The organism is Bradyrhizobium sp. P5_C11_2, assembly GCF_054049755.1.
In genome coordinates, this window is the sequence record NZ_JBFULT010000523.1 from 1 (window position 1) to 5377 (window position 5377).

Here is a 5377-nt window from a genome sequence, read left to right on the forward strand (position 1 = left end):
GATGAAGACGTCGATGATCTTCAGTTCCGGCTCGTCCATGCCGCCATAGAGATGGTTGAGGAACATTTCCTTGGTGAGGGTCGTGCCCTTGCGGAGCGACAGCAGCTCCAGCATCTGGTATTCCTTGCCGGTCAGATGCACGCGCTGGCCGCCGACTTCGACCGTCTTGGTGTCGAGGTTGACGACGAGGTCGCCGGTCTGGATGACCGACTGGGCATGGCCCTTGGAGCGGCGCACGATCGCGTGGATGCGGGCAACCAGCTCGTCCTTGTGGAAGGGTTTGGTCATGTAGTCGTCGGCGCCGACGCCGAGACCCTTGACCTTGTCCTCGATGCCGGCGAGGCCGGAGAGGATCAGAATCGGTGTCTTGATCTTGGAGACCCGGAGCTGCTTGAGCACGTCGTAGCCGGACATGTCGGGCAGGTTAAGGTCGAGAAGGATAATGTCGTAATCGTATAATTTTCCGAGATCGACGCCTTCTTCCCCCAAATCGGTCGTGTAGACGTTGAAGCTCTCAGACTTCAGCATCAGCTCGATCGACTGCGCGACGGCGCTGTCATCTTCAATCAGCAAAACGCGCATGCCAGTTCCCCATAGTCGCCGCTCCTGGGCGTCAGGTCGGCCGCATTCGCGGCACTCAACAAAACGCCTTTGAACAACTGATTCGGATCCTGACAACAGATGGTTAACAAAATCTGATTCTGGAACGCAAGTCCCCCGGGTGCAATTTTTGTCGAATCGCCCTAAGGTATTGCGGATGAAGCAGCTTTCGTCACCCGATTCCGTTCAAGTTCCACTTTAAGAGACGGGCCTAACCGACTCCCGCGACTCAGCCTTCTTCTGAAGGGGAGTCACGCTCAGTCACAAAGACAGTGACGCAATGATTAATGATGCGGGTAAACACGAAGTTAAGCGCCGTTCAGAAATATGGCGAAACTTAAGGTTTTCGCCCCGAAGCCCCTCATTATGAAGGCGTCGCCCTTATGAAGGCCCTCTTATGAAGGCTCTGGCCGAACAGATCGGCGACATCGACGGCGTCAACATATATGGCCGCGTGGTCGGTGTTCGCGGCCTGATGGTCGAGGTGGCCGGCCCGATCCATGCGATGTCGGTCGGAGCACGGCTCGTGATCGAGACCGGCGCCAACCGCTTCATCCCCTGCGAGGTGATCGGCTTCTCCGGCAACAATGCCGTCGTGATGCCGTTTGCCGGACTCGACGGCGTGCGCCGCGGCTGCAAGGCCGTCATCGCCAATGCCGCCAACCAGGTCCGGCCTTGCGCGGCCTGGCTTGGCCGCGTCGTCAATGCGCTCGGCGAGCCGATCGACGGCAAGGGGCCGCTGCCGCAAGGCGCCTCGCCGATGCCGTTCCGCAACGCGCCGCCGCCGGCGCATTCGCGCAAGCGCGTCGGCGCCCCGCTCGATCTCGGCGTGCGCGCGATGAACACCTTCCTGACCTGCTGCCGCGGCCAGCGCATGGGCATCTTCGCCGGCTCCGGCGTCGGCAAGTCGGTGCTGCTCTCGATGCTCGCGCGCAACGTCGATGCCGACATCAGCGTCATCGGGCTGATCGGCGAACGCGGCCGCGAGGTGCAGGAATTCCTGCAGGACGACCTCGGCGAGGAGGGCCTGGCGCGCTCAGTCGTGGTGGTCGCGACCTCCGACGAGCCGGCCCTGATGCGGCGACAGGCCGCGTATCTGACGCTCGCGGTCGCCGAATATTTCCGCGACGAGGACCAGGACGTCCTCTGCCTGATGGACTCGGTGACGCGCTTTGCCATGGCCCAGCGCGAGATCGGGCTGTCCGCCGGCGAGCCGCCGACCGCCAAAGGCTACACGCCGACCGTCTTCACCGAACTGCCGAAGCTCTTGGAGCGCGCCGGCCCCGGCCTCGGCGTCGGCGCCATCACCGCGATCTTCACGGTGCTGGTCGATGGTGACGACCATAACGAGCCGATCGCGGACGCGGTCCGCGGCATCCTCGACGGCCACATCGTGATGCAGCGCGCGATCGCCGAGCGCGGCCGCTACCCCGCCATCAACATCCTCAAATCCGTCTCCCGCACCATGCCGAAATCGGCCGATCCGCAGTTCTGGCCGACCATCCAGCGGGCGCGCCAGGTGATGGCGACCTATGCCGACATGGAGGAATTGATCCGGTTGGGGGCCTACCGCGCCGGTTCCAGCCCCGAGGTCGACGAGGCGATCCGCCTGCACGAGCCGCTGGAGGCCTTCCTGCGCCAGCGCAAGGACGAAAGTGCCTCGCTTGCCGACGGCTACAGCCAGTTGGCGCAAATCCTCGGCAATTTGGAAACGGAACGCTAACTTTGTCGCGTCATCATCCGATCACACAGAGTAGCAGAGCCGGTCTTGGCCTCAATCGGGCCTGTGGGGAGACCGGTGTCGTCCCACGTGCAGCCAAGGGACTTCTGGGGAGTACGAGTCGATGAAGTCACGTGATACCCTCATTCGCCTGAAGAAGTTTCAGGTCGACGAGAAGCGCCGCCGGGTCGCCCAGATCGAGTCCATGATTGCCGACTTCCAGCGGATGTCGGTCGATCTCGAACGGGAGATCCAGACCGAGCAGGACCGCGCCGGGATCAACGATCCCTCGCATTTTGCCTATCCGACCTACGCCAAGGCCGCCATCCAGCGCCGCGAGAACCTGACCCGCTCGGCCGACGAACTGAAGGGCCAGCTCGAGGAAGCCAAGGCTGCGCTCGGCGAAGCCTTCGAGGAGCTCAAGAAGGTCGAGCTCCTGGACGAGCGCGACCAGGCCCGTGAACGCGCCGAGGAAAGCGCCCGCGAGCAGGCCGATCTCGACAGCATCGGCCTGATGCGTGCCCGCATGGGTGCCATCGCCTAAGGCAGCCACGGCCAAACCGCCGAGAATTTGCGAACCCGGACCCGCAAGGTCCGGGTTTTCGTCTTTGCTGTCCACAGCGTGGCGCCCCGCCCCTTGGAGGCGGGCTTTGCCACGCGCTATGGTAGCGGAGTGCCAGGGTCCGCGCCGGATGCGACGGGGCCGCGCGTTGGGGGGCTGAATGCTGACGCCAGCAGAGCTGGTCGGGCTGATCGAGGCGGTGGCGAGGGGCGATCAGGCCGCCTTCGAGCGGCTTTACATCGCCACGCGCGCGAAACTCTATGGCGTCGTGCTCCGTATCTTGCGCCGACAGGATCTCGCGGAGGAGGTCATTCAGGAGACCTATGTCAAGATCTGGAACAGCGCCGGCCAGTTCAATCCGGCGCTGTCATCTCCGATCACGTGGATGGCATCCATCGCGCGCAACCGCGCCATCGACATCGTGCGCAAGAAGACGGAAGTCTCCATCGAGGAAGAGCCCCAGGCGATGGAAGTCGCCGCCGACAGTCCCGATCCGCTGGCGCGCCGGGAAATGTCCGAGGAGTTGAAGCGGCTCCTGGAATGCATCGGCCGGCTCGAGCCGGACCGTCAGAGGCTCGTGCTTCTCGCCTATTACAACGGCTGGAGCCGCGACCAGCTGGCCGAGAAATTCGCCGCGCCCGTCAATACGGTGAAGACGTGGCTTCGGCGCAGCATGTTGGATATCCGGGAGTGCCTCGGACTATGAAGGTGGTTTTGGACTGCAATTGATGGCCTACACGGAGGACCATATCGCGCTCGCCGCGGAATATGCGCTCGGCACACTCGATGCCGGTGAGCGCGCGCAGGTCGAGACCATGATGGCGGTGGACAAGGAGTTCGCCGCCATCGTGCAGGCCTGGGCATTCCGGCTCGGCGTCCTCAACCAGATGGTGGGCTCGGTCGAGCCGCGGCCGATCGTGTGGGAGAACATCAGGTCCGAGCTCGCGCGGACGGCCTTCGCGCAGGAGCCGCCCGCGCTGTCCGAAGCCTCGCCGCCGCTACCTCCGCCTGTCACGGAAGCATCCTCGCCGGAGGTCCCCTCGCAGGACGCTTCATCGGAAGCGGTGTCGCCGGCGGAGCCGCAGCGGCCCGAACCGGATGCCATTCCGGACGTCGTGCCGATCTTCATGCCGCAGGTCCATGCGCCCGATCCGGACGTCGCGCGCGCGCCGCCGGCGCCGGTCGTGGACAACACCAATGTGATCCGGCTCGAGGGCCGCGTGAAGCGCTGGCGCTCGATCGCATCTGCCGTCGGCGCGCTTGCGGCCGCGCTGCTGGTGACGCTGTCGCTTCAGATCCTGCAGCCCGATGCGCTTCCGGGTGCGCTGCGACCGGCACCGCGGATCCAGACGGTCGAGGTGAAGGCTCCGTCCACGCCGCTTGCTGCCTCCGCGCAATATGTCGCGCTGTTGCAGGGGCAGGGCGGCGGCCCCGCCTTCATCCTCACCATCGACGGTGCCACGCGGAATTTCACGGTGCGCAAGGTCGGCGCGACGCCGGAGCCCGGCAAGAGTTTCGAGCTCTGGCTGATCTCCGACAAGCTGCCGCGTCCGCGCTCGCTCGGCGTGATCGGCGCCGGCGATTTCACCGCGCGTCCGGTGCTCGGCGCCTACGATGCCGACGTCGTCAACGGCGCGACCTACGCCGTCACCGTCGAGCAGGCCGGCGGTTCGCCGAGCGGCCAGCCGACCTCGGCACCGGTGTTTTCCGGCAAGCTGATCGAGACCGTGCCGCCGTCGCAGCCGCAGGCGCCGCCGAAGAAGTAGGCTGCGTCGTAGCCCGGATGGAGCGCAGCGCAATCCGGGACCTTCGTGCCACTTGGTGAGAACCCCGGATTGCGCTTCGCTCCATCCGGGCTACAAGGGCGCACACTCCTGTCGCCACGGTCCAGTCCGCCGTCGCATCCCGACAAGTCTCGCCAAATCTGCCCCCGATTTGAACCTCTCCGCAATTCGCGGCGTCAAATGCCCGGAATTTGCAATCGACACCGCCGATCATGGTGCCGGAGAGGGGCGAGAAGTCAGATGGATGCAGCGAAGACGCCGGGCATCTTCATTCACCAATATGCGGGGCTGCCGCATGGTCCGGCTTTCGAACATTGGCGCGACAGGGCCTTCGGTTCCTGCGGCCTCGATATCGGGCCGAGCCATGGCGACAGCATCGACTGCCGGCTCCAGATCAGCGTGGTCGACAATATCGCGCTCGCCATTCCCGAAGGCGCTTCCGCGCAATATTCGCGCACGCAGAGCCACCTTGCCGATGGCAGCGACGATCTCGTCCTGCTCGCTGCACATGCGGGCATTGTCCGCGTCGGACAGAACGGCCATACCGTCGAGCTCGCACCCGCGCAGATGGTGCTCGTCGACATGAGCATCACCGGCACCGTCGGACACACCGACGCGGATCGCTTCACCACCATCCGCATGCCGCGCCGCGCGCTGCTCGACATCAATCCGCGCGCTGAGGACAAGCTGGCGCAGGTTCTCTCCGACGGT

The 5377-nt window shown here is 64.8% G+C and carries 6 protein-coding genes; 5 read left to right on the plus strand and 1 reads right to left on the minus strand.

Going from position 1 to position 5377, the window contains the following annotated elements:
• Positions 1-582: response regulator transcription factor CtrA (ctrA, locus tag ACXJL8_RS32850; protein ID WP_456686287.1), on the minus strand; the 582-nt coding region annotated here is incomplete at its 3' end.
• Between the two features lie 415 nt (positions 583-997).
• Between ctrA and fliI the strand changes: the two genes are divergently transcribed.
• The 5 genes from fliI to ACXJL8_RS32875 form a co-directional block, all read left to right on the plus strand.
• Positions 998-2323, plus strand: coding sequence for a flagellar protein export ATPase FliI (fliI, locus tag ACXJL8_RS32855; protein ID WP_456623248.1), 1326 nt, complete (start codon positions 998-1000; stop codon positions 2321-2323).
• Positions 2324-2444: 121 nt separating this feature from the next.
• Entirely contained in the window at positions 2445-2864 is a 420-nt protein-coding gene (gene fliJ / locus ACXJL8_RS32860; protein ID WP_148737232.1) for a flagellar export protein FliJ, read from the plus strand.
• A gap of 178 nt (positions 2865-3042) precedes the next feature.
• Positions 3043-3588, plus strand: a complete 546-nt coding sequence (locus tag ACXJL8_RS32865; protein WP_456621716.1) for a sigma-70 family RNA polymerase sigma factor — start codon at positions 3043-3045, stop codon at positions 3586-3588.
• 22 nt (positions 3589-3610) lie between these two features.
• Positions 3611-4648: an anti-sigma factor domain-containing protein gene (locus ACXJL8_RS32870; RefSeq protein WP_456621715.1), complete on the plus strand. Its 1038-nt coding sequence runs from the start codon at positions 3611-3613 to the stop codon at positions 4646-4648.
• A 258-nt stretch (positions 4649-4906) separates the two neighbouring features.
• Positions 4907-5377, plus strand: a 471-nt coding sequence (locus tag ACXJL8_RS32875) for an AraC-like ligand-binding domain-containing protein (RefSeq protein ID WP_456686288.1), incomplete at its 3' end; no start/stop codon positions are given.